Annotated in this window: 21 protein-coding genes, 2 tRNA genes and 1 pseudogene; 14 read left to right on the top strand and 10 right to left on the bottom strand. The window is 70.5% G+C overall.

Annotated elements, in window-relative coordinates; all coding sequences use genetic code 11:
• Window positions 1–56 precede the first annotated feature (56 nt).
• The 6 genes from ACTJJ4_RS03380 to ACTJJ4_RS03405 all read left to right on the top strand — a co-directional run bounded on the left by ACTJJ4_RS03380 (window position 57) and on the right by ACTJJ4_RS03405 (window position 5,757).
• Window positions 57–614, top strand: a complete 558-nt coding sequence (locus ACTJJ4_RS03380) for an RNA polymerase sigma factor (RefSeq protein WP_440942012.1) — start codon at window positions 57–59, stop codon at window positions 612–614.
• Entirely contained in the window at window positions 611–1,720 is a 1,110-nt protein-coding gene (locus ACTJJ4_RS03385; protein WP_440942013.1) for a DUF4349 domain-containing protein, read from the top strand. Before ACTJJ4_RS03380 ends, ACTJJ4_RS03385 begins: the two co-directional genes overlap by 4 nt.
• 59 nt (window positions 1,721–1,779) lie before the next feature.
• Window positions 1,780–2,316, top strand: coding sequence for an ArsR/SmtB family transcription factor (locus ACTJJ4_RS03390; protein WP_440942014.1), 537 nt, complete (start codon window positions 1,780–1,782; stop codon window positions 2,314–2,316).
• Between the two features lies 1 nt (window position 2,317).
• On the top strand, window positions 2,318–3,565 hold the full coding sequence (locus tag ACTJJ4_RS03395) for an MFS transporter (protein WP_440942015.1): 1,248 nt from the start codon (window positions 2,318–2,320) through the stop codon (window positions 3,563–3,565).
• 10 nt (window positions 3,566–3,575) lie between these two features.
• Entirely contained in the window at window positions 3,576–4,922 is a 1,347-nt protein-coding gene (locus tag ACTJJ4_RS03400) for an acyltransferase family protein (protein WP_440942016.1), read from the top strand.
• 97 nt (window positions 4,923–5,019) lie between these two features.
• The gene (locus ACTJJ4_RS03405) at window positions 5,020–5,757 is read left to right on the top strand and encodes a phosphatase PAP2 family protein (protein ID WP_440942017.1); all 738 of its coding nucleotides are present in this window, start codon (window positions 5,020–5,022) and stop codon (window positions 5,755–5,757) included.
• 62 nt (window positions 5,758–5,819) lie between these two features.
• On the opposite strand, the gene ACTJJ4_RS03410 is transcribed toward ACTJJ4_RS03405, so the two are convergent.
• From ACTJJ4_RS03410 to ACTJJ4_RS03420, 3 genes are all read right to left on the bottom strand, one after another.
• A tRNA-Glu gene (locus ACTJJ4_RS03410) sits at window positions 5,820–5,892 on the bottom strand.
• 76 nt (window positions 5,893–5,968) lie between these two features.
• A complete protein-coding gene (locus ACTJJ4_RS03415; protein WP_440942018.1) occupies window positions 5,969–6,994 on the bottom strand; it encodes an LLM class flavin-dependent oxidoreductase in 1,026 nt (341 codons plus the stop codon).
• Window positions 6,995–7,114: 120 nt separating this feature from the next.
• Window positions 7,115–7,187, bottom strand: a tRNA-Glu gene (locus tag ACTJJ4_RS03420).
• Window positions 7,188–7,336: 149 nt separating this feature from the next.
• Between ACTJJ4_RS03420 and ACTJJ4_RS03425 the strand changes: the two genes are divergently transcribed.
• Complete coding sequence (locus ACTJJ4_RS03425; RefSeq protein WP_440942019.1) at window positions 7,337–7,975, top strand: MBL fold metallo-hydrolase; 639 nt, start codon at window positions 7,337–7,339, stop codon at window positions 7,973–7,975.
• A 49-nt stretch (window positions 7,976–8,024) separates the two neighbouring features.
• Here ACTJJ4_RS03425 and pepN read toward each other — a convergent pair whose 3' ends face one another.
• On the bottom strand, window positions 8,025–10,532 hold the full coding sequence (gene pepN / locus ACTJJ4_RS03430) for an aminopeptidase N (RefSeq protein ID WP_440942020.1): 2,508 nt from the start codon (window positions 10,530–10,532) through the stop codon (window positions 8,025–8,027).
• Window positions 10,533–10,626: 94 nt separating this feature from the next.
• Here pepN and ACTJJ4_RS03435 point away from each other — a divergent pair, with 94 nt between their 5' ends.
• Window positions 10,627–11,154, top strand: coding sequence for a helix-turn-helix domain-containing protein (locus ACTJJ4_RS03435; protein ID WP_440942021.1), 528 nt, complete (start codon window positions 10,627–10,629; stop codon window positions 11,152–11,154).
• On the top strand, window positions 11,154–12,347 hold the full coding sequence (locus ACTJJ4_RS03440; protein WP_440942022.1) for an MFS transporter: 1,194 nt from the start codon (window positions 11,154–11,156) through the stop codon (window positions 12,345–12,347). The genes ACTJJ4_RS03435 and ACTJJ4_RS03440 overlap by 1 nt, the downstream gene beginning before the upstream one ends.
• Before the next feature lie 6 nt (window positions 12,348–12,353).
• Here ACTJJ4_RS03440 and ACTJJ4_RS03445 read toward each other — a convergent pair whose 3' ends face one another.
• Together ACTJJ4_RS03445 and ACTJJ4_RS03450 are read right to left on the bottom strand one after the other, a co-directional pair.
• On the bottom strand, window positions 12,354–12,641 hold the full coding sequence (locus ACTJJ4_RS03445) for a DUF4190 domain-containing protein (protein ID WP_440942023.1): 288 nt from the start codon (window positions 12,639–12,641) through the stop codon (window positions 12,354–12,356).
• 85 nt (window positions 12,642–12,726) lie between these two features.
• Window positions 12,727–13,917: a trans-sulfuration enzyme family protein gene (locus ACTJJ4_RS03450; RefSeq protein ID WP_440942024.1), complete on the bottom strand. Its 1,191-nt coding sequence runs from the start codon at window positions 13,915–13,917 to the stop codon at window positions 12,727–12,729.
• A 113-nt stretch (window positions 13,918–14,030) separates the two neighbouring features.
• On the opposite strand from ACTJJ4_RS03450, the gene ACTJJ4_RS03455 reads away from it, so the two are divergent.
• Both ACTJJ4_RS03455 and ACTJJ4_RS03460 read left to right on the top strand, forming a co-directional pair.
• Window positions 14,031–14,525: an Lrp/AsnC family transcriptional regulator gene (locus tag ACTJJ4_RS03455; protein WP_440942025.1), complete on the top strand. Its 495-nt coding sequence runs from the start codon at window positions 14,031–14,033 to the stop codon at window positions 14,523–14,525.
• Window positions 14,526–14,538: 13 nt separating this feature from the next.
• The gene (locus ACTJJ4_RS03460; protein WP_440942026.1) at window positions 14,539–15,432 is read left to right on the top strand and encodes a hypothetical protein; all 894 of its coding nucleotides are present in this window, start codon (window positions 14,539–14,541) and stop codon (window positions 15,430–15,432) included.
• On the opposite strand, the gene ACTJJ4_RS03465 is transcribed toward ACTJJ4_RS03460, so the two are convergent.
• From ACTJJ4_RS03465 to msrA, 3 genes are read right to left on the bottom strand one after another with little or no spacing between them, the layout of a single operon-like run.
• The gene (locus ACTJJ4_RS03465) at window positions 15,402–15,917 is read right to left on the bottom strand and encodes a hypothetical protein (protein WP_440942027.1); all 516 of its coding nucleotides are present in this window, start codon (window positions 15,915–15,917) and stop codon (window positions 15,402–15,404) included. The genes ACTJJ4_RS03460 and ACTJJ4_RS03465 overlap by 31 nt on opposite strands.
• A 9-nt stretch (window positions 15,918–15,926) precedes the next feature.
• Entirely contained in the window at window positions 15,927–18,425 is a 2,499-nt protein-coding gene (locus tag ACTJJ4_RS03470) for an excinuclease ABC subunit UvrA (RefSeq protein ID WP_440942028.1), read from the bottom strand.
• 15 nt (window positions 18,426–18,440) lie between these two features.
• Complete coding sequence (gene msrA / locus ACTJJ4_RS03475) at window positions 18,441–18,998, bottom strand: peptide-methionine (S)-S-oxide reductase MsrA (protein ID WP_440942029.1); 558 nt, start codon at window positions 18,996–18,998, stop codon at window positions 18,441–18,443.
• 134 nt (window positions 18,999–19,132) lie between these two features.
• Here msrA and ACTJJ4_RS03480 point away from each other — a divergent pair, with 134 nt between their 5' ends.
• Both ACTJJ4_RS03480 and ACTJJ4_RS03485 read left to right on the top strand, forming a co-directional pair.
• Window positions 19,133–19,606, top strand: a complete 474-nt coding sequence (locus ACTJJ4_RS03480; RefSeq protein WP_440942030.1) for a carboxymuconolactone decarboxylase family protein — start codon at window positions 19,133–19,135, stop codon at window positions 19,604–19,606.
• Window positions 19,603–19,965: a GNAT family N-acetyltransferase gene (locus ACTJJ4_RS03485; protein WP_440942031.1), complete on the top strand. Its 363-nt coding sequence runs from the start codon at window positions 19,603–19,605 to the stop codon at window positions 19,963–19,965. Before ACTJJ4_RS03480 ends, ACTJJ4_RS03485 begins: the two co-directional genes overlap by 4 nt.
• Before the next feature lie 25 nt (window positions 19,966–19,990).
• On the opposite strand, the gene ACTJJ4_RS03490 is transcribed toward ACTJJ4_RS03485, so the two are convergent.
• Window positions 19,991–20,986 carry a pirin family protein gene (locus ACTJJ4_RS03490; protein WP_440942032.1) on the bottom strand — a complete coding sequence of 332 codons (996 nt, stop codon included), beginning with the start codon at window positions 20,984–20,986 and terminating at the stop codon, window positions 19,991–19,993.
• Between the two features lie 328 nt (window positions 20,987–21,314).
• On the opposite strand from ACTJJ4_RS03490, the pseudogene ACTJJ4_RS03495 reads away from it, so the two are divergent.
• Window positions 21,315–21,859, top strand: a pseudogene (locus tag ACTJJ4_RS03495) (hypothetical protein); the annotation flags it as partial.

The raw sequence follows: 21,859 nt of genomic DNA on the forward strand, positions 1-21,859 counted from the left end.
GAGACGATGAGGCCGGACGCGACACTTCCTGATCAACAGACACGGACGGGACGGTCATGCCGACCAGCACAGAGGATCGCGAGTGGGCCGCACGGGCGGCATCCGGGGATCAGGATGCCTTCCGCGAGATCTACCGCGCCCATGTGCGGCCGGTCTACTGGATCGCGCACGGCATCCTCGGCTCGACACAGGATGCCGAGGACGTGGCGCAGGAGACCTTCGTGGTCGCCTGGCGCAAGCTGCCCGGGCTCGAACTGGCCGGGGATTCGCTGCTGCCCTGGCTCGCGACCATCTGCCGCTTCCAGGCGGCGAACCGGCTGCGGATCCTGCGCCGGGACCGCGCCAACACCGCAGATGCCCTGGATGAGACGATCCCCGACACGGTCAGCGTCGAGGACCAGGTGATCTCGGCCGCTCTCGCCGAGCGCATCGCCGAAGAGGTCGGCCGTCTCGACGAGACCGACCGCCGCATCTTCCGGATGTGCGCGGTGGAGGGCTACGCCTACCAGGTCGCCGCGGAAGAGCTCGGCGTGAGTCACGCCGTCGTCCGCAACCGTCTGTCCCGGGTTCGCACGCGCCTGAGAGGCGCTGCTCAGGAGATGAGGGACGCATGAGCGAGAACGATGGCGTGGAGCTGCCGCCGCTGAGCGACGAGACCATCGCACGGATCGAGGAAGCGGTCTTCGACGACATCGCCGATGAGCGGCCACTGCTGCGCCCGGCGCAGCAGCAGAGCACAGCGCGCCGCAGGCGGCGGCGCTGGGCGCTCGGCCTGGGCGTGGCCGCCGCGTTCGCGGCCGGCATCCTGATCTCGCCGCCGCTGCTGTCGGCGGTGTCGCATGGCCCGACGGGCGCGGGCAGCGCGGGCGGCGACACAGCCGCTTACGACGCAGGCCCGCTGCCCGCGGTGGGGATGCCGGAGTCCGCGCAGGGCGACGCGGTGAAGAGCGCGTCCGGCGGGAGCGCCCCCGGCGCGAGCACGGATTCCCCCGCCGCGGGCCGCGACATCATCACCACCGCTCGGGTCACGCTGCGCGTCGCCGACATCGCGAAGGCGGCCGATGCGCTGACCGCTCTCGCCGAGAAGCACGGCGGCTACGTGGAGTCCAGCGACGTCGGGCTCGAGCCGGGTGCACGATCCGGGACCGCTCCGGACGCCGCGCAGGGCGCGCCCACCGAGCCGTCGCTGCCGAGCGGGGACGGGTGGGTCAGCATCCGCGTGCCCGCCGACGATCTCACAGCGGTGATGGATGCTGTCGGGGATCGGGGGCAGGTGCTCGGTTCGTCGATCTCGCGGGAGGACGTCACCTCGACGGCGGTCGATCTGCGCGCTCGCGTCGAGGCGTCGAAGGCGTCGGTGCAGCGCCTCACCGAGCTGATGTCGAAGTCGGGTTCCGTGGCGGATCTGATCGCCGCGGAGACCGCGCTCAGCGAGCGGCAGGCGCAGCTGGAGAGCTACCAGCAGCAGCTGAAGTCGCTCGACGATCAGGTGTCGATGTCCAGCCTGCAGGTGCAGCTGACCAAGCGCACGAAGGCGACGCAGGCCGATCCGGCCGGCTTCGGCGACGGACTGCTCGCCGGGTGGAACGGGCTGATCGCGGCGCTGAACGGCGTGGTCATCGCGTTCGGGTTCCTGCTCCCCTGGCTGGCCGTCGCCGGCGTGGTGCTGCTGGTGGTCTGGCTCATCCGCCGCAGGATGCGCAAGACGCGAGTTCCTTGATTTTCCGGGGTATACAAGAAGTCTTGTGAGAATGCGGAAGCCCGCTTAGCGTTGCGGGCGTGGAACACATCTCCGTCATCACCGCGATCGCGCATCCGCTGCGGCGTCGCATGATCGATCATCTGCAACTGCACGGCGAGACCCAGGTCGGGACCTTCGCACGGGTCCTCGACGCGCAGGTGGGCAGCGTCAGCCACCATCTGCGGATGCTGGAGAAGGCGGGCGTCGTCGAGCGCGTCGACGCACCGGACGGCGACGGACGGGCGAGCTGGTGGCGGCTCGCCAGGAGGTCGTTCACGTGGTCGTCGAACGACTACGAGTCGCCGGCCGACGCGCTTCTGGCCCGTGAGGCGCAGCGCGCGAACGTGCGTCACCAGCTCGACCTGCTGCAGCGCTGGTACCGGGTCTCTCCGCAGAGCGAGGCGACCGGCTTCAGCACGGACTCGCTGGCCTGGGCGACCCAGGAGGAGCTCAGCGACCTGCAGGCGCGGTTGAACGCGATGGTCGACGAGTGGCGCCGCGGGATCGATCGCGAGGACGGCCAGGACCGGATGCCGGTGTTCTTCTTCGCCCACGGCTTTCCGACGGAGGTGTGAGATGACCGCCACCGAGCCCACCCTGCTGCGCACGCCGCCCGCGTTCCGCCGCGATCGCCTGGTGCAGGCATGGCTGGTCATCAAGGCGCTGTCGGATGCCGGGGACGCCATCTTCACCATCGCGTTCGCGTGGACCGCGGTGCAGATCGCCTCCCCCGCCGTCGCGGGCCTCGTGGTCGCGGCAGGCACGGTGCCGCGGGCGATCGTGCTGCTGGTGGGCGGGGCCTATGCCGACCGCAAGGACGCCCGGCGGCTGATGGTGCTGTTCAACGCGCTGCGCGTGGTCGTGCTCGTCGCGGTCGCCGTCTGGTGCCTGGCCGCGCAGCCCACCGTCGCCGTGCTGCTGGTCGCGAGCATCGCGTTCGGCCTGTGCGACGCGTTCTTCGAGCCGGCCGCGGGGACCATGCCGCGACAGCTCGTCTCGACCGCCGATCTCCCCGCCTATTCGGCGCTCAGCCAGACGCTGTCCCGGCTCGGGACGATGGCCGGCTCGGCGATGGGCGGCTTCCTGGTGGCCGCGTTCGGCCTGTCGGGCAGCGCCGGCCTGAACACGCTGACCTACGTGGTGGTGATCGTGTTCATCGTGCTGTGGCTGCGTCCGCGCTTCGCGCTGCCCCGCGCATCGGCCGAGCAGAGCGTGCTGCGCGGTGTGGCCGACGGGTTCCGCTATCTGGGCCGGGAACGCGCCACCCGCACGCTCGTCATCGCCCTGTCGGGCTTGAACCTGGCCGTGGGGCCGGCGATCTCGATCGGCCTCCCGCTGCAGGCGACGGCTCACGGGTGGGGTGCCGGAGCGGTGGGCGTGTTCGAGGCCCTGGTCGGCGGTGGGGCAATGATCGGCGCGCTCGTCGTCGTGCGACGGCGACCTCGTCGCGAGGCGATCGGCGGATTCACCGCCCTGATGGTGCAGGGCGCGGGGATCGTCGCTCTCGGCATCGGATCGCCGATCGTCGTCGGCGCGGGGAGCCTGGCGATCGGGATCACCGCGGGCTTCGCCTCGGCTCTGCTGGGGTCGACGTTCGCCGCGACTGCTGCCCCCGACTATCTCGGCCGGCTGGGATCGATCCTTCGGCTCGGCGATGACTGCCTGATGCCCGTCGCCATGGCGGTGTTCGGCCTGATCGCGAGCGTCCTGCCGCTCTGGGTGCCGTTCGCGGTATACGGGGGCGCCATGGCGATGCTGATGATCATGCCGCTGCGCAATCCGGGCATCCGGGCGATCTCCTTGCGGGATGCACCCACCTCCTAGACTCATCGGCATGAGCAGCGCCGCCCAGACGCCGACCCGTACCCTCCCGGAGGGGCGGGACCTCACCCTCGACCTGGTCCGGGTCGCATGCGTCGTCCTGGTGGTGTTCGCGCACATCTTGTTCAGCGGGGTGGGACGCAATCCCGACGGCTCGATCCTGATCGAGCGGACGGTCGAGGCGCAGACCTGGTTCGACGTGGCCTCATGGATCGCCGACATCATGCCGCTGTTCTTCGTGGTCGGCGGGTTCGCGGCAGCCGTCGGCTGGAGATCCGCGGAGAAGCGCGGCCAGAGCGAGAGCGAGTTCGTCCGGGTGCGACTGGCGCGGCTCGCCCGGCCCGCGCTGCCGCTGTTCGTGTTCTTCTCCGTGGCGCTCGGCGCCACCCGGATGCTGGGCATCGACCCCTCGCTCGTCGACACGGTCGCGATCGGCGTCGGCTCGCCGCTGTGGTTCCTCGCGGCCTACATGCTCGCGCAGGCGCTCGCGCCGCGGATGATGGCGCTGCACGCCCGGTACGGCCGGCGGGTGCTCGCAGTGCTGCTCGGCTGCGCGCTGGCGGTCGACCTGGTGCGATTCCTGCTGGTGCGCGACGTGTTCGGCGTCCATTCGCTCGCGCCGGATCGCTACGGGGTCGGCGAGGAGCTGTTCGGCATTCCCAACGTGCTGTTCGTCTGGCTCTTCTGCCAGCAGGTCGGCTTCTTCCTGTTCGACGGATGGTTCCGCCGGTTGCGCGCGTGGCAGCTGCTGGCGCTGATGGCGGCCGGCACAGCCGTGGCCGTCGGGCTCGTGCCGGTGATCGGATACTCGTGGAACATGCTCGCGAACCAGTGGCCGCCCACCGTGCCGATGGCGCTGATGGCCATCGTGCAGGCGGCCGGACTCACGCTGCTGCACCGGCCGCTGACCGCCCTGACGCGTGTGCGCGCCGTGCAGGCGGCCATGCTCCTCATCGGCTCGCGACTGATGACCGTGTACCTGTGGCATCTGCCGATGGTGATGGTGCTGATCGGCATCGAGCTGCTGCTGCCTGTGCCGCTGCCGCACCCCGGCGGGCCGGTGTGGTGGTGGACGCGAGTGCCGTTCCTGCTGCTGGTGCTGGCGGCCGTGTGGCTTCTCTCCCTGCCGCTGGCGCGGTTCGAGAAGGTGCCGCCGCTGACGCCCGTGCGCTCGGGTGCGGCCACCCCGCTGGGCGTCGCACTGTTCATCGTCGCTCCGCTGGCGATAACGGCCTACGGGCTCGACTTCCCGCTCGCGCTGCTCGGAGCGGTGTGCACGGCGCTCGCGCTGTGGCTGACCGGCGGATTCGCCCGGCGCGGGGCCGCGCCCGCCGTGGATCCCGCAGGGCGCCCCGGCTGACCCATAGGCGGCTCTCAGCGTCGTCTCACAGTCCTGTAGCATCCCGTTTCTAACGTGGGATGCAGCGGGGTTCTTCGTGAGCGCCGGAGAGGACCCCATGGTGAATTCCACAGTGCATCCGCATACCGGACCGGCGCAGACGAGCGCGCGACCGCTGCCCAGATGGTCCGGATGGCCCGGATCCCCGCAGTCGCTGCGCATCGCCGCGTCGACCGCCGCGGTGGGCCTCGTCGCGATGCTGGTCGCCGGGCTGGCCCTGCGCGGCTCCCGTACGGAGATCAGCGCGGACCTGCTGCTCAACCGTCTGCACTCCCCCGTGCTCGATGCGATCTCGCAGGCGGTCTCGGTCGCCTTCCAGCCGGCATCCGCGGTGGTGATCGGGGTGCTGCTGGCTGCCGTCGTGGCCCTGTGGTCAGGGCACCTCGTGGCCGGTCTGGCTGCCGGCGCGACCGTCGCCTGCGGCTGGCTGGTGACGGGCGCGCTGAAGCTGATCGTCGCGCGGCCGCGGCCGGAATGGACGGATGCCGTTCATCGCGTCGTCGCCCCGGAGACCGACGCTTCCTACCCGAGCGGACATGTTGCGTTCGTCACGGCACTGGCGACCGTGCTGGTCCTGCTGACGTGGCGCACAACCCCGCGCAGGTGGGTGCTCGCCGGTGGAGTCGCACTGGTGGCGGTCACGGCTCTCGCCCGCGTGTACGCGGTGGTCCACTATCCCTCGGACGTCGTCGCGGGGGCGGTGTGCGCGGTCTGCGGCGTCATCCTGGCGTTCGCTGCGATGGAGCTGTTCGTGAGAAGGCGCTCTCGGACGGGTGGCACCGCCACGACGCTCTGAACTGAGCCGAGCGCACCGAAAGGAAGAAGGTCCTCCGGGATTCCGGAGGACCTTCTCGTCAGTGACCCCAGCGGGATTCGAACCCGCGTTACCGCCGTGAGAGGGCGGCGTACTAGGCCGCTATACGATGGGGCCGTCACTGCAACCGTTCAAGTATGCCATGACCGCGGAGGCCCCGCCAAATCGAGGCGCGACCTCCGCAGGACGACCGTCAGCCGAGCATGTCCTTGACCATCGGGACGACCTTCTCGCCGTACAGGCCGATCGAATCCAGCATGGTCTGGTGGGTGATCATGCTCTGGTCGTACTTGAAGTCGAAGCGGTTCACGCGCAGGGTGTTCAGCGTCGCGACGATCTTGCGGGCGACGGTCTCCGGCGACCCGATGTACAGCGCACCGCTCTCGATCTCGCGCTCGAAGTCGCCGACCGCCGGCGGCGCCCATCCGCGCTCCTTGCCCATGCGCGTGCGCATGGCGAGCCACCCGTCGTAGGTCAGCGCGCGCGCCTTCTCATCGGTCTCGGCGACGAGCCCCGGGGAGTGCACCGCGACCGGCTTGTGCTCGACGCCGAACTGGTCCTGCGCGCGCTCGAACAGATCGATGTACGGCGCGAAGCGCGCGGCCGGCCCGCCGATGATCGCGAGGAACAGGCCGAAGTTGTAGCGCGCGGTGCGCACGACGGAGTCGGGGCTGCCGCCCACGCCCACCCAGGTGCGCAGCCCGTTCGCGGTGGTCGGGAAGACGCGCTGGTTCTCGAGAGCGGCACGCGTGTTCCCCTGCCAGGTGACGGGCTCCTCCTTCAGCAGCTGCGAGAGCAGATCCAGGCGCTCCTCGAACAGCTCCTCGTACTGTCGCAGGTCGAACCCGAAGAGCGGGAACGACTCGATGAACGAGCCGCGCCCTGCGACGATCTCCGCCCTGCCGTTCGAGACCGCGTCGAGGGTCGAGAAGCGCTCGAAAACGCGCACCGGGTCATCGGAGCTCAGCACCGTGACAGCAGAGCCGAGCCGGATGCGCTCCGTGCGTGCGGCGATCGCCGACAGCACCACCTCGGGGCTGGACACGGCGAAGTCCGGCCGGTGGTGCTCCCCCAGTCCGAAGAAGTCCAGCCCCAGATCGTCGGCCAGCACGGCTTCCTCGATGAGGTCGCGCACCACCTGCGGGTGCGGAACGGCGTTGCCCTCTGCGTCATGGGTCACGCCGCCGAAGGTGTCGAGCCCGAATTCGATGTCCGTCATGCTCACGACAACCGCTTCCCGGGGAATTTCATTCCGATGCATGGATTCTGCCGCAGGAGCCCGAATCCGCTCGGAAATGCCGAAGGCCCTCCGATCGCTCGGAGGGCCTTCGTGTCGCTGTGACCCCAGCGGGATTCGAACCCGCGTTACCGCCGTGAGAGGGCGGCGTACTAGGCCGCTATACGATGGGGCCGTTCTGGCCCTTGCGGGCCGTTTTGGCAACCGTGCAAGTCTGCCACGGCGCATCCTGCGAATCCAAATCAGGGCGTCTCTTCTCGGTCCGACGGGCGTGTCGCGGCATCCGGCTTGCCCTCGCACCGGCGACGGAGTTGACTCGGCGACATGCGCGTCACCAAGTTCGAACATGCGGCTCTCCGTCTCGACCACCTCGGCCAGACGCTCGTGATCGACCCGGGCTCGTTCACCACTCCCCTGGACGACCTGCACGATCTCGTGGCGATCGTCCTCACCCACGAGCATCCGGACCACTGGACACCCGGGCACCTCGACCGGATGCTGCGCGATGCCCCCGGCACGCCGATCTACGCCCCCGCGGGCGTCGCCGCGGCGGCGGGCGACTACGACATCAACATCGTCCGGCCCGGCGACACGGTCACCGTCGGCGAGTTCACCCTGCGCTTCTTCGGCGGCGATCACGCCGTGATCCACTCATCCCTGCCGCACGTCGACAACGTCGGCGTCCTCGTCAACGAGCAGCTCTACTACCCCGGGGACTCGTACGCCGTGCCCGAGGGCGTCGAGGTGGACACGCTCGCGGCGCCGCTCGGCGCGCCGTGGCTGAAGATCGGCGAGGCCATCGACTTCGTGCTCGCGGTCGCTCCGAAGCGGGCGTTCGGCACGCACGACATGACCCTCTCCGCGATCGGGCGCACCATGCATCAGCAGCGGTTGCAATGGGCCGCCGAGCAGGGCGGGGGCGCATTCGTCGACCTCCAGCCCGGGGACGCACTGGACCTCTGAGAGCGACGCCTCGAGAGGCTGAGCGACCCAGCGAGGCGCGACCCGAGAGTCAGGCCTGCGCGGCCCGCACCCGGATCTCCCGTGCGAGGTCGTCGCGGGACTCGATCACCAGGCGCCGCAGCGCACCGGGTGCGTCGGAGTTCGCCTCCAGCCACGCGTCCACGAGGTCCGTGTCGGTCGTCGCGGGGAACAGCCCCACGACCAGGCGCTGTGCGAGCTCGATCGAGCGGGTGCCCCAGACCTCGCGGATCCGGTCGAAGTACTCGCCGTCGAAGGCGGCGATCAGATCCCGGCGCCCGCCTGCCCGGAAGCCGCCGATCGTCGCGTCCAGGTGATCGTTGCTGAGGGTGAGGTCGTTCCACGCGGAGTCCCACGCCGCCGCGCGCGTCGCCGCATCCGGGCGGGACGCCAGCGCGCGGATCTCCGCGGTGCGGCCGGTGGCGGTGTCGTCCGCGGCGCGCTCGGCGATGATCTCCTCGACAGTCGCGTCGCCCGTGGTGGCGAGGGCCGTCAGCATCAGCCAGCGCAGGTCCGCGTCCACAGGAAGTCCGCGCGGCGCTCCGCCATTCAGGATGCCGCGCACGGCATCCGCATGGTGCGCATCGAAGCCGGATGCCGCCGCGAACGCGCGTGCCCAGGCCAGCTGCGCGTCACTGCCGGCATCCGCCGACTGCAGCGCGGACCACGCCGCATCCACCCACGCGCGGCCCTGCTCGTCGCGGGCATCGTCGGCGACGTAGTGGCGCACGGCGAACGCCGCGTTCACCAGCACGGTGGTCAGCAGGGCGACGTTGGACTCGGCGGGCGCGTGGCGGCGGACGATCTCGAGGTAACGGATCGCCGCGAGCTCGCCGTCGCGGGTGGCGTTCCACAGCGACGACCACACGAGGCCGCGCACCAGGTCGTCCTCCAGCGTCGACAGCGACTCCTCCACGGCCGTCAGCGACCGCTCATCCAGCCGCGCCTTCGCATAGGTCAGGTCATCGTCGTTGAGCAGGGTCAGGTCGGCGTCCGGGATCTCGACCTCGGTGCGCTCCTCATCGATGCCGAGCTCGATGCGCTCGCGCAGGGCGAGGCGGCCGCCGTCCAGGTCGTACAGGCCGATGCGCAGACGGTGCGGACGCGGCCCCGCCGCGCCTCCGTCCTGCACGAGGAAGCGCCGGCCGTCGGCATCCGTCTCCAATCGGAGAGCCGAGACCCCGCTGGTCTCGAGCCAGGCGCGCGACCAGGCGCGCAGGTCCTGCCCGGAGACCTCGCCGAGCTTGTCGAGCAGGTCGTCGAGCGTGGTGTTCCCGAACGCATGCGCGGCGAAGTAGCGGCGGGCGCCCTCGAAGAACGCGTCCTCGCCCACGAACGCGACGAGCTGCTTAAGCACCGCCGCACCCTTGGCGTAGGTGATGCCGTCGAAGTTCAGCTTGGCCGCCTCCAGGTCGGGGATGTCGGCCACGATCGGATGCGTGGTGGGCAGCTGATCCTGTCGGTACGCCCACGCCTTGCGGCTGTTCGCGAAGCGCGCCCACGCGTCCGTGAAGCGCGTCGCCGCGGCGGAGGCGTGCGATCCCATGTAGTCCGCGAACGACTCCTTGAGCCACAGGTCGTCCCACCACCGCATGGTGACCAGGTCGCCGAACCACATGTGCGCCATCTCGTGCAGGATCGTGTTGGCACGGCCGCCGCGCTGCGCGTCGGTCGCCGCCCCGCGGTTGATGTACGCCTCGGTGAAGGTGACCAGGCCCGGGTTCTCCATGGCGCCGAGGTTGTACTCCGGCACGAAGATCTGGTCGTACTTTCCCCAGGGGTAGGGGTAGGCGAACGCGTCGCTGAAGAAGTCCAGGCCCTGTCGTGTGACCTCGATGATCTCGTCGGCCTCGAGGTGCTCGGCCAGCGACGCGCGGCACAGCACGCCCAGGTCGATGTGCTGGCCGTCGCGCGACCACTCGCCGTCGATGCGCGCGTAGGGACCGGCGGCGACCGCGGTGATGTAGCTGGAGATCGGCAGCGTCGGCGCGAACTCGATGCGCTGCACCCCGATGCCCTCGTGCACGCGCGCGGCCGACTGGTTCGAGAGCACGTGCCAGCCGGCGGGCGCTGACACGTCGAACGTGTAGGCGGCCTTCATGTCGGGCTGCTCGAAGCACGCCATGACGCGGCGCGAATCGGCCGGCTCGTACTGGGTGTACAGGTAGGTCTCGCCGTCGACAGGGTCGTGGAACCGGTGCATCCCCTCGCCGGATCGGCTGTACTCGGCCATCGCCTCGATGCGGACCTCGTTCTGCGCCGCCAGGCCGTCGATCGAGATGCGGGCGCCGTCCCAGCGGACATCCTGCTCCTCGCCGTTCACCACCACGCGGGAGACGCTCTCGCCGATGAAGTCGATCCACGTCTCCGTCGCGGTGGCGTCGAAGCTCAACGTGGTGACGGTCGGGAATCCGGTGCGGGCCCGCTCGGGTGCTCCGCTCAGGTCCAGTTCGACGCGGATGCTGTGAACGGTGATGTGCGCCGCCCGCTCCGCGGTCTCGTCACGGCTGAGGTTGGCGGTCACGTTGGCAGAACTCATTGCTCCATCGTGTCACGTCGGCCGGCCCCATCTCCCCCGGACCCGTCGTGCCCTAATGTTGCGAAGAGTTCTTCGCAACATTAGCCTGGCGGGCATGGAACGCGACGAGCTCAGCACCGCGCAGCTGCGCGTGCTGTCCCATCCCATGCGCCTGGCCTTCCTCCGTCGCCTGCGCGAGCAGGGGCCGGCGACGTCGCGCATCCTCGGCCGGGAGTTCGAGCTCGACTCCGGCGCTGCGAGCTATCATCTGCGCCGTCTCGAAGCCGGCGGTCTCGTGACCGAGGAACCCGGCATGGGCACGCAGCGGGAGCGCTGGTGGCGTGCGGCCGCGGATGCGCTGCAGTTCGACGCCGCCGAGCACGAGGACGACGCGATGACCAGGCAGTACATGCAGTCGACCGTGCTCATGAACGCCGAGGAGCTGTACCGCGTCGCAGCCGACCTGCCGCGTGCCGATGCCGCATGGCTGGCGGAGTCGGCCTTCATCGATCTGCGGATCCCGCTCGACGGGCCCGGGCGCAGGGCGCTTCGCGCGGAGCTCATCGCGGTGATCGACCGTCATCGGGCCGCAGAGGGAGACCCGACCACGCAGATCCGCCTGCAGATCTACGGCAGGCCCTGATGATGGGCATCCGGGGAGACGCGACGCGATGGGTGCTCGCGTACACACTCGCGATCCTCGGCGACGTCGCGTACTACCTGGTGCTCACCTGGGCCGCGGCCGAAGCCGGCGGCGCCGGCTGGTCGGGACTGATCCTGGCCGCCGGCTCGGTTCCGCGTCTGCTGCTCCTGCTGGTGGGAGGCCTGCTCGCCGACCGCATCGACCCGCGCCGCATCGCGATCTGGACGGACACCGCGCGCTCGGTGACCCTCATCGCCGCGAGCGCCCTCACCGCCCTGCTCGGCGTGCTCCCCTGGTGGCTGCTGGCCGTCGCCGTGATCTTCGGGATCGTGGATGCCTGTTTCATCCCCGCCGTCGGCGCAATGCCCGCCCGGCTGGTGGCGGCCGAGGATCTCACGCGTCTCCAGGCGTGGCGGCTCAGCGGACTGCGCATCGGCAACGCCGTGGGCCCGCTGCTCGGTGCTGCGCTGCTGCCTGCGGGCGGCACCGCCGCGTTCGCGGTGCTCGCCGTTCTCTTCCTCGGGTCCGTGCTGCTGCTGCGCGGCATCCGGCCGCGCACCGTGTCGACGACCGACGACGCGCTGCAGCCCCTGGCCTCGGGATCGGGCTGGCTGACGGTCCGGCGGCTGCGGATCGCGCCCCTGGTGATCGGCACAGCACTGTCCGAGCTGCCGTTCTCCGGACCCGTCGGCGTGGCCATGGTGCTGCTCGCGCAGGAGCGCGGCTGGCATCCCGGACTGGCAGGCGCCATGCTGACCGCCTTCAGCCTGGGCGGACTCGCCGTCAGCCTGCTGATGTCGACCCTGCCCGCGGTGGGCGGCCGCCTGACCGTGCTCGGCTCGGTGGCGACGACCGCGATGCTCCTGCTCCTGTTCGGGATATCTGCGGACGCCGTGCCTGCCGCGCTGTGCAGTGCCGGGCTGGGCGTCTCGAGCGGCGTGACGCAGGTGATCTGCCAGGGCCAGGTGCAGCGCTCCACGCCGGTGGCGATGCTGGGCCGGGTAACCGCAGTGCTCACCCTGCTCACCCTCGGGCTCAGTCCGCTCGCCTACGCGGGCGTCGGCGTCGTGGCGGACCTCGCGGGGCTGCCGGTCTTCTTCACCGTGGCCGCGGGCGTGATCCTGCTGTCGGGACTCCTGCTGGCGACCGCGAGGTTCGGACCTCCGCGCGCGATCACGCCGATCGCGGCCTGATGCGGATCAGCCGAAGGAGCCCGTCGTGAGGAACACCGCACCACCCAGGAGGAAGATCGCGAGCAGCAGGTAGCCGACGCAGCCGATGTACCCGAGGATCAGGCCGACGATCGCGAACGCGGAACCGCTCTCTCCTCGAGTCCTGATCTGCGACAGGGCGACGTGGCCCATGACCACGGGGATCAGCGCGAAGCCGCACAGTCCCAGGATGAACGATGCGATCGCCAGACCGTTCGTCCTCGGCTGAGCCGCGACGTAGACGGGTGCGTACTGGGGTGCGGGGCTGTGGCTCATGCTTCGAAGATAGACGCCGCGCCCGCGCCTGTGGTCGCGGCCCCGTCGCGATCCTGTCGCAGTCCTGCGACAGGATCGCGGGTCGTCAGACCGTCGCGACGGCCTGCGCCTTCACGAGCGCCTGCTCGAGGTCGGCTGCGAGATCCTCGACGTTCTCGAGGCCGATCGACAGTCGCACGATGTCGGCTCCGGGACGGGCCTCGGGTGCGACGGGGCGATGGGTCAGGGCGGCCGGATGCTGCAGCAGGGAGTCCACTCCCCCGAGCGAGACCGCGTGGGTGAACAGGCGGACGGCGCCGGTGAGAGCCTCGGCCGCCGCGTAGCCGCCGGCCAGCCGGATGGCGATCATGGCTCCGCCGCCGCTCATCTGGCGTCCGACGATGCCGCGCTCGTCGCCGAGCCCCGGGTAGAAGACCTCGGCCACCGCCGGGTCGCCTTGAAGCCGCTCGGCCAGCGCCTGCGCGCTCGCCTGCTGCGCCTGCATCCGCACCGGGAGGGTTGCGAGCCCTCTGTGCAGCAGGTACGCGCCGAGCGGGTGCAGGAGCGCACCGGTGATGGCGCGCACCCGACGCAGTGCCTGCGCGGTCTCCTCCGAGCACGCGATCACGCCGGCGATCACGTCGCCGTGACCGCCGATGTACTTCGTCGCGCTGTGCAGCGACATGGCAGCTCCGAGGTCGAGCGGATTCTGCAGCAGTGGCGTGGCGAAGGTGTTGTCGACCATCACCGGCACGCCCTGCGCCTGCGCGACGACGGCCGCGATGTCGACGAGATCCAGGGTCGGGTTGGCGGGCGTCTCCAGCACGATCAGCCCGGTGTCGGGCCGGATGCTGGCCGCGACCTCGGTCTCGTGGCAGAAGGTGACCTCGGCGCCGAGGAGCCCCGAGTCCAGCAGGTGGTCCGTCCCGCCGTACAGCGGACGAACGGCGACGATGTGGTGCTTGCCGGCCGCGGTCGTGTGCGAGAGGATCGCCGCCGTCGTGGCGGCCATCCCCGAGCTGAACGCCACCGCGGCCTCGGCGTGCTCGAGCTCCGCGAGCGCCTCTTCGAAGCGCGCGACCGTCGGGTTCCAGAGTCGCGCATACACGTTCCCGCCGTCCGGCAGCGGGTGCCCGCCGTTCGCCATCGACTCGTAGGAGTCGCCGCCGTGCAGGATGTCGGGCAGCGGATTGGTCGATGACAGGTCGATGGGTGCGGCGTGCACACCCATCGCGGCGAAATCGGAGCGCCCGGCGTGGACGGCGACGGTCTCAGGATGCAGCGGCAGATCGGACATGCCACCAGGATGCGTCGGAGAGCGATGAGAATCCAGCGTGCTTGTCGCAGCGACCTCACGACAGCGATAATCTTGCTCGCAGAGCAAGTCGAGTCGTTCCACAGGAGGATCCGTTGGCCAACACGCATGGATCGGCGTCCACTGTCGACGCACTGGACCTCCGCATCCTGTCGGCCCTGTCCGCTCAGCCGGACGCTCCGGTGAAGCAGCTCGCCGCGATGCTCGGCATCCCCGCGTCCACCTGCGCCTTCCGCGTGCGCTCGCTGCGCACCCGCGGCGTGATCGCCGGACTCGAGCTGGTGATCGACCCCGCGGCCCTGGGGGCGACGGTGCAGGCGATGATCCGCGTGAGGCTGGCCAATCACAGCAAGAGCGGCGTGGACGCCCTGTTCGACGCGCTGGTGGCCACCCCTGGTGTGCTGCAGGTGTTCCACATCGCGGGCGCGGACGACTTCCTGGTGCACGTCGCGGTGGCGGATGCCACCGCGCTGCGCGACATCGTCCTGGAGCACATCACGGTGCACGACGTCGTGCGCGCCACCGAGACGCAGCTCGTGTTCGAGCGCCGCCGGGGCGCAGGGGTGCTGACCGCACTCGCCGCGTCATGACATCATCACCTTCATGACTCTGTCCATCGACCAGTTCCGCTCCGCTCTGCTGGACTCCCGCCAGCGCGCCGGACTCGGGATAGCCCTCACCGACGCGGACGCGCAGCTGGTCGTCGCCGATCCGATGTCCTCACAGGCCTGGTACGGGTACTGGATCTCGATCGGCGCACCGATCGAGACGCCGGCGGCCGTCGAGCCGCCGCACCCCGACACCGAGCCGCTCCTGCCGTTCACGCCTCCCGGTCAGAGCTTCGCCCCGCCGGCGTCGTCGTACGGACCCGACTCACCGTCCGGCGCCCCTCCGACTCCCGCCGCCTACCCGACCGTGTCCGCCACGCCTGCCGCCGACGGCGTGACCGCGGTGATCGAGCCGGCGCCGTTCGGGATGCTCGATGCCGCGTCCCCGCCGCGCCGGAAGAACGTCGGCCTCTGGGTGACCCTGGCGATCGTCGGCGTGCTGATCCTGGCCGTCGCGACCACCACGGTCTACGCGTTCGTCACCGCCCGGCACTGGGACAAGGTGGATGTGCCCGCCCAGGCTGCGACGACGCATTCCGAGGAGTACGAGACGGGCCGGTACGACGTCACCATGGACACGGTCAATCCCTGTGCGGTCAGGCAGGACTGGACCGAGTGCACGGATGCCATGGCCCGGCAGTACGAACTGGCCTGCGCGGGGGTGGAGCTGACCGAGGCCGCGGTGCAGACGTGCGCGCAGTACAGCGCCGCCATCGACGACATGAAACACCAGGACGGCGACGGCTACTACGTCGATACGCTCGGAGACTTCGGTCACCTGTCACGGACTCCCGAGATCGGCACCCGGGAGGTGTCGAACAACGACGCCCGTCCGGCGATCACGCACCGCGCCGTCTGCTACCTCGGTTTCATCGGGGAGTGCCGCTGAGGCCGCTCCGGCCGCCGGAACGCGGTGCGCATGTGGTCGCCCGTCAGGATGTCGGCGACGCCGATCATGATCAGGCTGAACACGATCTGCTCGGTCACCATCCAGGCCGGGTAGAGATTCGGGATCGCCGCCATCACGAGCGTGATGATCGGGAAGATCTGCGCGAAGAGCCGCAGACGCTGATACGCCCAGTACCAGCCGAGCGATGCCCGCCAGGAGAAGTAGAACAGCGTCACGGTCATGCCGAGCACGATCACGCTGCGCATCCACACCGCGAACGGCACCGGTCCGCCGTTCACGACGATGACGACCGCGACGACCACGGCCGCGATGCCGAGGAGCACCTCCACGGCCAGCAGCCAGGTGATCCAGGTGAACGCGCGACGCGTCCTCGGGTGCTCCCGCATCTCGGCGGGCACCTCGAGATCGGCGTGGCGTCCGCCGGCGATCCGGTCCAGACGACGGAGAAGGGCTTCGAAGCGCACCGGACGATGCTACTGCCGCAGGTGATGAGCCAGATGCACGCCGGTGAGCGAGGCAGGATCCGCCGCGATGCGGTCCGGCGCTCCGACGGCGACGATCCGCCCGCCCTCCGCGCCGCCACCCGGTCCCATGTCGATCACGTGATCGGCGTTCGCGATCACGTCCAGATCGTGCTCGATCACGATCACGGTCGCGCCGCGCGAGACGAGCCGATCGAAGACGGACAGCAGCGTGCGCACGTCCAGAGGATGCAGTCCGACGCTGGGCTCGTCCAGCACGAACACGGCGTCCGACTGGTCGCGGTGCATCCGGCCCACGAGCTTGAGGCGCTGCGCCTCCCCGCCGGAGAGCGCGGGCGTCGCCTCGCCGAGTGTGAGGTACCCGAGACCGAGCTCGGAGAACGCCTGCAGCCGTCTGTGCACGCGCGGCAGGTCGGCGGTGCGCGCGAGGGCCTCGGTGACGGTGCAGCGCAGCAGAGCGGGCAGCGCGATCCCGTCGCGGACGATGTCCCAGGCGGCCGGGGCGAACCTGCTGCCCTCGCACTCCGGGCAGACGATGTCGACGTCGGGGAGGAACTGCACGTCGAGGGAGATCTCACCGGTGCCCTCGCACCGCGGACATGACAGCGAACCCGTGTTGTACGAGAAGTCGGATGCCGTGAGCCCCGCGTCCCTGGCCCCATCCGTCGCCGCGTACGCCTTGCGCAGCTCATCCATCACGCCGGAGTAGGTCGCGACGGTGGAGCGCACGTTCAACCCGATCGGCGTCGCGTCGACGACGTGCACCTGCAGGGGCGCCGGCGCGGCGAGGGAGCGCACGTGCGCGGGCATCCTCCCGTCCGCGGACGCGTCGAGCGCGGGCACCAGCGACTCCAGAACCAGGGTCGTCTTCCCGGACCCCGAGACGCCGGTGACGGCCGTGAGCCGGCCGACCGGGAAGGCGACCTCGAGCGGATGCACGGTGTGCACGGCATCCGTCGACATCGTGATCGCCCCGTGCACGAACACGGCATCGGGCGCACTCCGCTCGCGCACGACCACCGGCTCGTCCCCCGTGAGGAAGCCGCCCAGGCGGGACGCCTCGCCCAGGGCGCGCGGAGCGCCCTGGGCGATCACGCGACCGCCCTCGGCGCCGGCGCCGGGTCCGATCTCGACCAGCCAGTCGGCCTCGGCGAGGATCTGCACGTCGTGATCCACGAAGACGACCGAGTTGCCGTCCGCCAGCAGGTCGCGCATGACGCCGAGCAGACCCTCGACGTTGGCGGGATGCAGCCCGATCGACGGCTCGTCGAGCACGTAGAGCACGCCGGTGGTGCGGTTGCGCACCGCGCGGGCCAGCTGGGCGCGCTGCCTCTCCCCCGTCGACAGGGTGGCGCCGGCGCGGTCCAGGGACAGGTAGCCGAGTCCGAGCTCGACCAGCCGCCGCGCCATGGCGAGCAGGGTGGCTGTCAGATCGGATGCCATCGGCTGCATCTCACGCGGCAGCGTCGGCGTCACTCCCGGAGCCCAGGCGATCACGTCGTCCAGGGTCATCGCGGTGACGTCGGCGAGTCCCAGCTCGCCGATCCGCGGCGCCCGCGCCTGCGGGCTCAGCCTCGTACCCCCGCAGTCCGGGCACACGCCCTCGGTGAGGAACCGGCTCACCCTGGCCAGGCGCTTCTCGTCCGCCGCGCGTGCGAGCTCCTCCGTCACGGTCAGCCGGGCGTTGCGGAACGTGAAGTCCAGTTCGTGCACGCCCTTGCGGCTGGTCACCGTGATGTGCTTCTTCTCCTCCGGCCCGTCAAGCACGATCTCGCGCTCGGCATCCGTGAGGTCGCTCCACGGCACGTCGGTGCGGACGCCGAACTCGCGGGCGATGTCGGGCTGCACGTTGAAGCCGAACATCTGCCACGGCGCCACCGCGCCGCCGTCGAGCGTCTTCGACGGATCGGGCACCAGCGTCGCGTCGTCGACGGTGCGCACCACCCCCGTGCCCTGGCACGTCGGGCAAGCGCCCTCGGAGTTGAACGCCAGCGCCTCGGCGCCCGGAGCATGCACGCGCTCACCGCAGACGGGACAGGCGAACGGGGTCTCGGCGGCGACGTCGATCGTGGGCGGCACGCGGTGCCCGTTCGGGCAGACGTGCGATGCCAGGCGTGAGAACATCAGCCGCAGCACGTTCAGCAGCTCCGTGGAGGTGCCGAAGGTGGAGCGCACACCGGGCACCCCGGGACGCTGCCGCAGGGCCAGCGCCGCAGGCACATGCTCGACGGAGTCCACGGCCGCGTGCGGGGCCTGCGACATCCGCCTTCGCGTGTACGTCGACAGCGCCTCGAGATAGCGTCGCGAGCCCTCGGCGTACAGCACGCCGAGGGCGAGCGAGGACTTCCCCGAGCCGGAGACCCCGGCGATGCCCACCAGCGAGCGCAGCGGGATGTCGACGTCCACGCCCTGCAGGTTGTGCACGCGCGCACCGCGCACCGCGATGCGATCGGGCTGCGCGTCGCGGCCGAGCCGCTCAGACCCCGTCATGCGGGCCGACGCGGATCAGGCGCTCGCCTCGGCGTCTCGGCGCGGCAGGACCCAGCCCGCGCGCGGGAAGTGGCAGGTGTAGCCGTCGGGGTAGCGGATCAGGTAGTCCTGGTGCTCCGGCTCCGCCTCCCAGAACGGTCCGGGCTGCTCGATGGTCGTGACGACGGCACCGGGCCACAGCCCCGAGGCGTCCACGTCGGCGATCGTGTCCCTGGCCACGCGCTCCTGCTCCGCATCCAGCGGGAAGATCGCGGAGCGGTAGCTGGTGCCGATGTCGTTGCCCTGCCGGTTCAGCGTGGACGGGTCGTGGATCTGGAAGAAGAACGCGAGGATGTCGCGGTAGGTCGTCTGAGCCGGGTCGAAGACGATCTCGACGGCCTCGGCGTGACCCGGGTGGTTCCGGTAGGTGGCGTGGTCGTTCTCGCCACCGGTGTAACCGACTCGCGTGCCGAGCACGCCGGGCTGCCGGCGGATCAGATCCTCCATGCCCCAGAAACAGCCTCCTGCGAGGACGGCGGTCTCGGCTCCCGCCTGGCGGGTGATCGTTCCGGTGTCGCTGCTGCCGCTGGTCATCACGGTGCTCCTCTGGTCTTCGTGCGGGTGTGCCCGTCCCATTCTCCCCCCCTGGGTGGGGAATGAGGGCCGGGCCGTCTAGGTTGGTGCTGAGAGCGGGCCCCGGCCCGCGTCCCGAGCATCCGAGGAGAGTCATGCGTCCGTACCTGGACAAGTCCGCACCCGACGTCTGGAAGGCGATCAGCGCCTTCTCCACGACCGTCAAGCAGCACGCCGCGGCCAGCGGCCTCTCGGTGCAGGAGTCCGAGTACATCAAGCTGCGCGCATCGCAGCTGAACGCCTGCGCCTTCTGCCTCGATGTGCACTCCCGCGAGTCCCGTGAGGCGGGAATCGTGCAGCAGAAGATCGACCTGCTCCCGGCATGGCGCGAGAGCGCCCTCTACACCGAGCGTGAGAAGGCGGTGCTGGCCGTCGCGGAGGCGGCGACGCGGATGCCGCTGAGCGAGGAGTCCAAGGCCGATCTGGCCGGCGCCGCCGCCGTGCTGGGCGAGCAGGCGTTCGCCGCCGCCGAGTGGGTCGCGATCACGATCAACGCGTTCAACCGCGTCTCGATCCTCAGTGAGCACCCCGTGCGCCCGCGCGGGGCCGACGGAAAGGTGCTGTCATGACCGAGGAGCGCTTCACCGTGCGCGACGTCCCCGCCGAATCGCGCTATGTGCTGATCGACCGCGGCGAGGACGGCACGGACGCCAAGGAGATCGGCGAGGAGTCGTACGTCGACGTCGGGGACGAGCGCGTGCTGTTCCACACCGGGGTGTCCGAGGACTACGCGGGTCGGGGCCTGGCCTCGAAGCTCGTGCGCGCGGTCGTGGACGACGTGGTGGCGGCCGGGAAGTCGATCGTGCCGGTGTGCCCGTACGTGGCGGCGTGGATGCCGAAGCATCCGGAGTACGACGAGCACGTCGTGGCCCGCCGCGCGGATCACATCGCGGCGATCAGGGCGCAGGAGGAGGCCCGCGCGGTCTGAGGCGGTCGGCGCGTCTGCTCCGCGCCTACTCGCGTGCCCGCAGCCGGATGGTGGGCATCGGCGGTGCGGGCAGCGGCGCGAGCTGTCCCCCGGCGTACGGCCCGAACAGCTCCGGCTTCCCGGCATCCTGGGGGTCGGCAGGCTCGAAGCCCAGCTCGGCCTGGTAGCGACGTCGGAACTCGACGATCTCGTCGTGGCTGCGGCCGATGAAGTTCCACCACATCACGATCTGCTCCCCCAGCGGCACGCCGCCGAGCAGGATCACCCGTGCGCCCTCAGGTCCAGCCGCGATACGCATGGTGTCGGCGCCGGTGGGCGCGTAGCCGAGCTCACGGTGCTGCACAGGCGTCTCATTGACCACGATCGACCCGCTCTCCGCGAGAGCGGCGTGCTCGAAGTCGCGGCGCACGTCGAGCACGACCTCGGCTCCCGGCTGCAGCACGAGCTCGGCCCCCAGCAGATCAGGGGTGCGGGTGTCGACCGGCGAGGTCGACCCCGCCAGGGAGCCGATGAAGACGCGGATGCTGGCGCCGCGCAGTTCCACCGCTTCGGGCGCATAGTGCGCGAACGCGTGCTCGGAGAACCTCGTGGAGTCGGGCAGGGCGTACCAGAGCTGCACGCCGTGCAGCACGGTCGTGTCAGGTGTGCTGATCTCCTGGTGGGTGATGCCCTGCCCCGCGATCATCAGATTGAGCTCGCCGGGGAGCACGGGAGCAGCGACGCCGTTGGAGTCGAGGTGATCGATGCGGCCGGTGAACAGCCACGAGACCGTCGCGAGTCCGGTGTGCGGATGCCGCGGGACCTCCATGCCGCCGGTGTCGGCCACGTCGTCCGGTCCGTAATGGTCCAGGAAGCACCACGCCCCGACGAGCGAGCGCTGCTTCTGCGGCAGGGTGCGGTACACCGTCATCGCGCGGATGCCGCCCAGCGGCACCTCCCGAGGGGTGAGCACCTCGACGTCGGTGCACAGCGCACCCGGTTCCAGGACGCTCTCGGTCGGGTTCGACTCCTGGTTGCTCATCCGGGTTCTCCTCAGCATCCGTGACGCGACTCCTGACAGCGTAGCCAGTCCCACGGGCGGTCGGGCCCTGCGGCCCCAGGCGCTGCGGATCGCGGTTCGCATCATGCCGACGGTGACGCTGATCGCCGGCAGCTCATCCCCGCCGAACGTCCGAGACGGGATGCGAATTGGCATACCAAAGGTCGAAGAGGCCTTGACCGAAACTCCGCCATCCGTTCTTCACCCTTCCCGGCAGAGGCCGTCGGGGCTATCGTGGTCCCGAAACGTTGGTATACCAAATGGACGACCGGCGTCCCGGACATGGGCGATGATGCACGAGGAGAGCACGATGGAAGACACCGACCCCAGGACCGAGTTGAAGGCGTCGCGCCGGCAGCTGCTGCGCGGCGGAGCCGCCCTCGCCGTCGCGACAGCAGGCTCCGGTCTTCTGAGCGCGGCAGCCGCAGCACCCGCGGCCGCTGCGAACGGCAAGGGCCCGGACACGCGCGGCCCGAGCGATGCCGAGGTCGTCGTGCTGCGCAATGTGCGCCCGTTCGGCGGGAGCGCACGCGATCTGATCTGCCACGGCGGCGTGCTCGTCGACAGGATCCCGCAGGGCAAGCGCGTGTTCGAGATCAACGGACGCGGCCGGCTCGCCCTCCCCACCCTCGTCGATGCCCACATCCACCCGGACAAGACCGGCTGGGGCGAGAAGTGGCAGAGCCGCCAGCCCGCTGCGGACCGCATGGAGAAGGCGGCCCAGGACGTCGAGTTCGCCAAGGCCCTGTCACGGCCCACCGCTGAGCGCGCACTGGGGCTGCTGCAGCACGCGGTCTCGATGGGCACCCGGGGGGGGGGGGGGGGGATTGAGGGTGTACCGGGGCACGGGGGGGG

Origin of the sequence: Microbacterium sp. 22195, assembly GCF_052056515.1 — a bacterium.
In the GTDB taxonomy this organism is placed as follows: Bacteria; Actinomycetota; Actinomycetes; order Actinomycetales; family Microbacteriaceae; genus Microbacterium.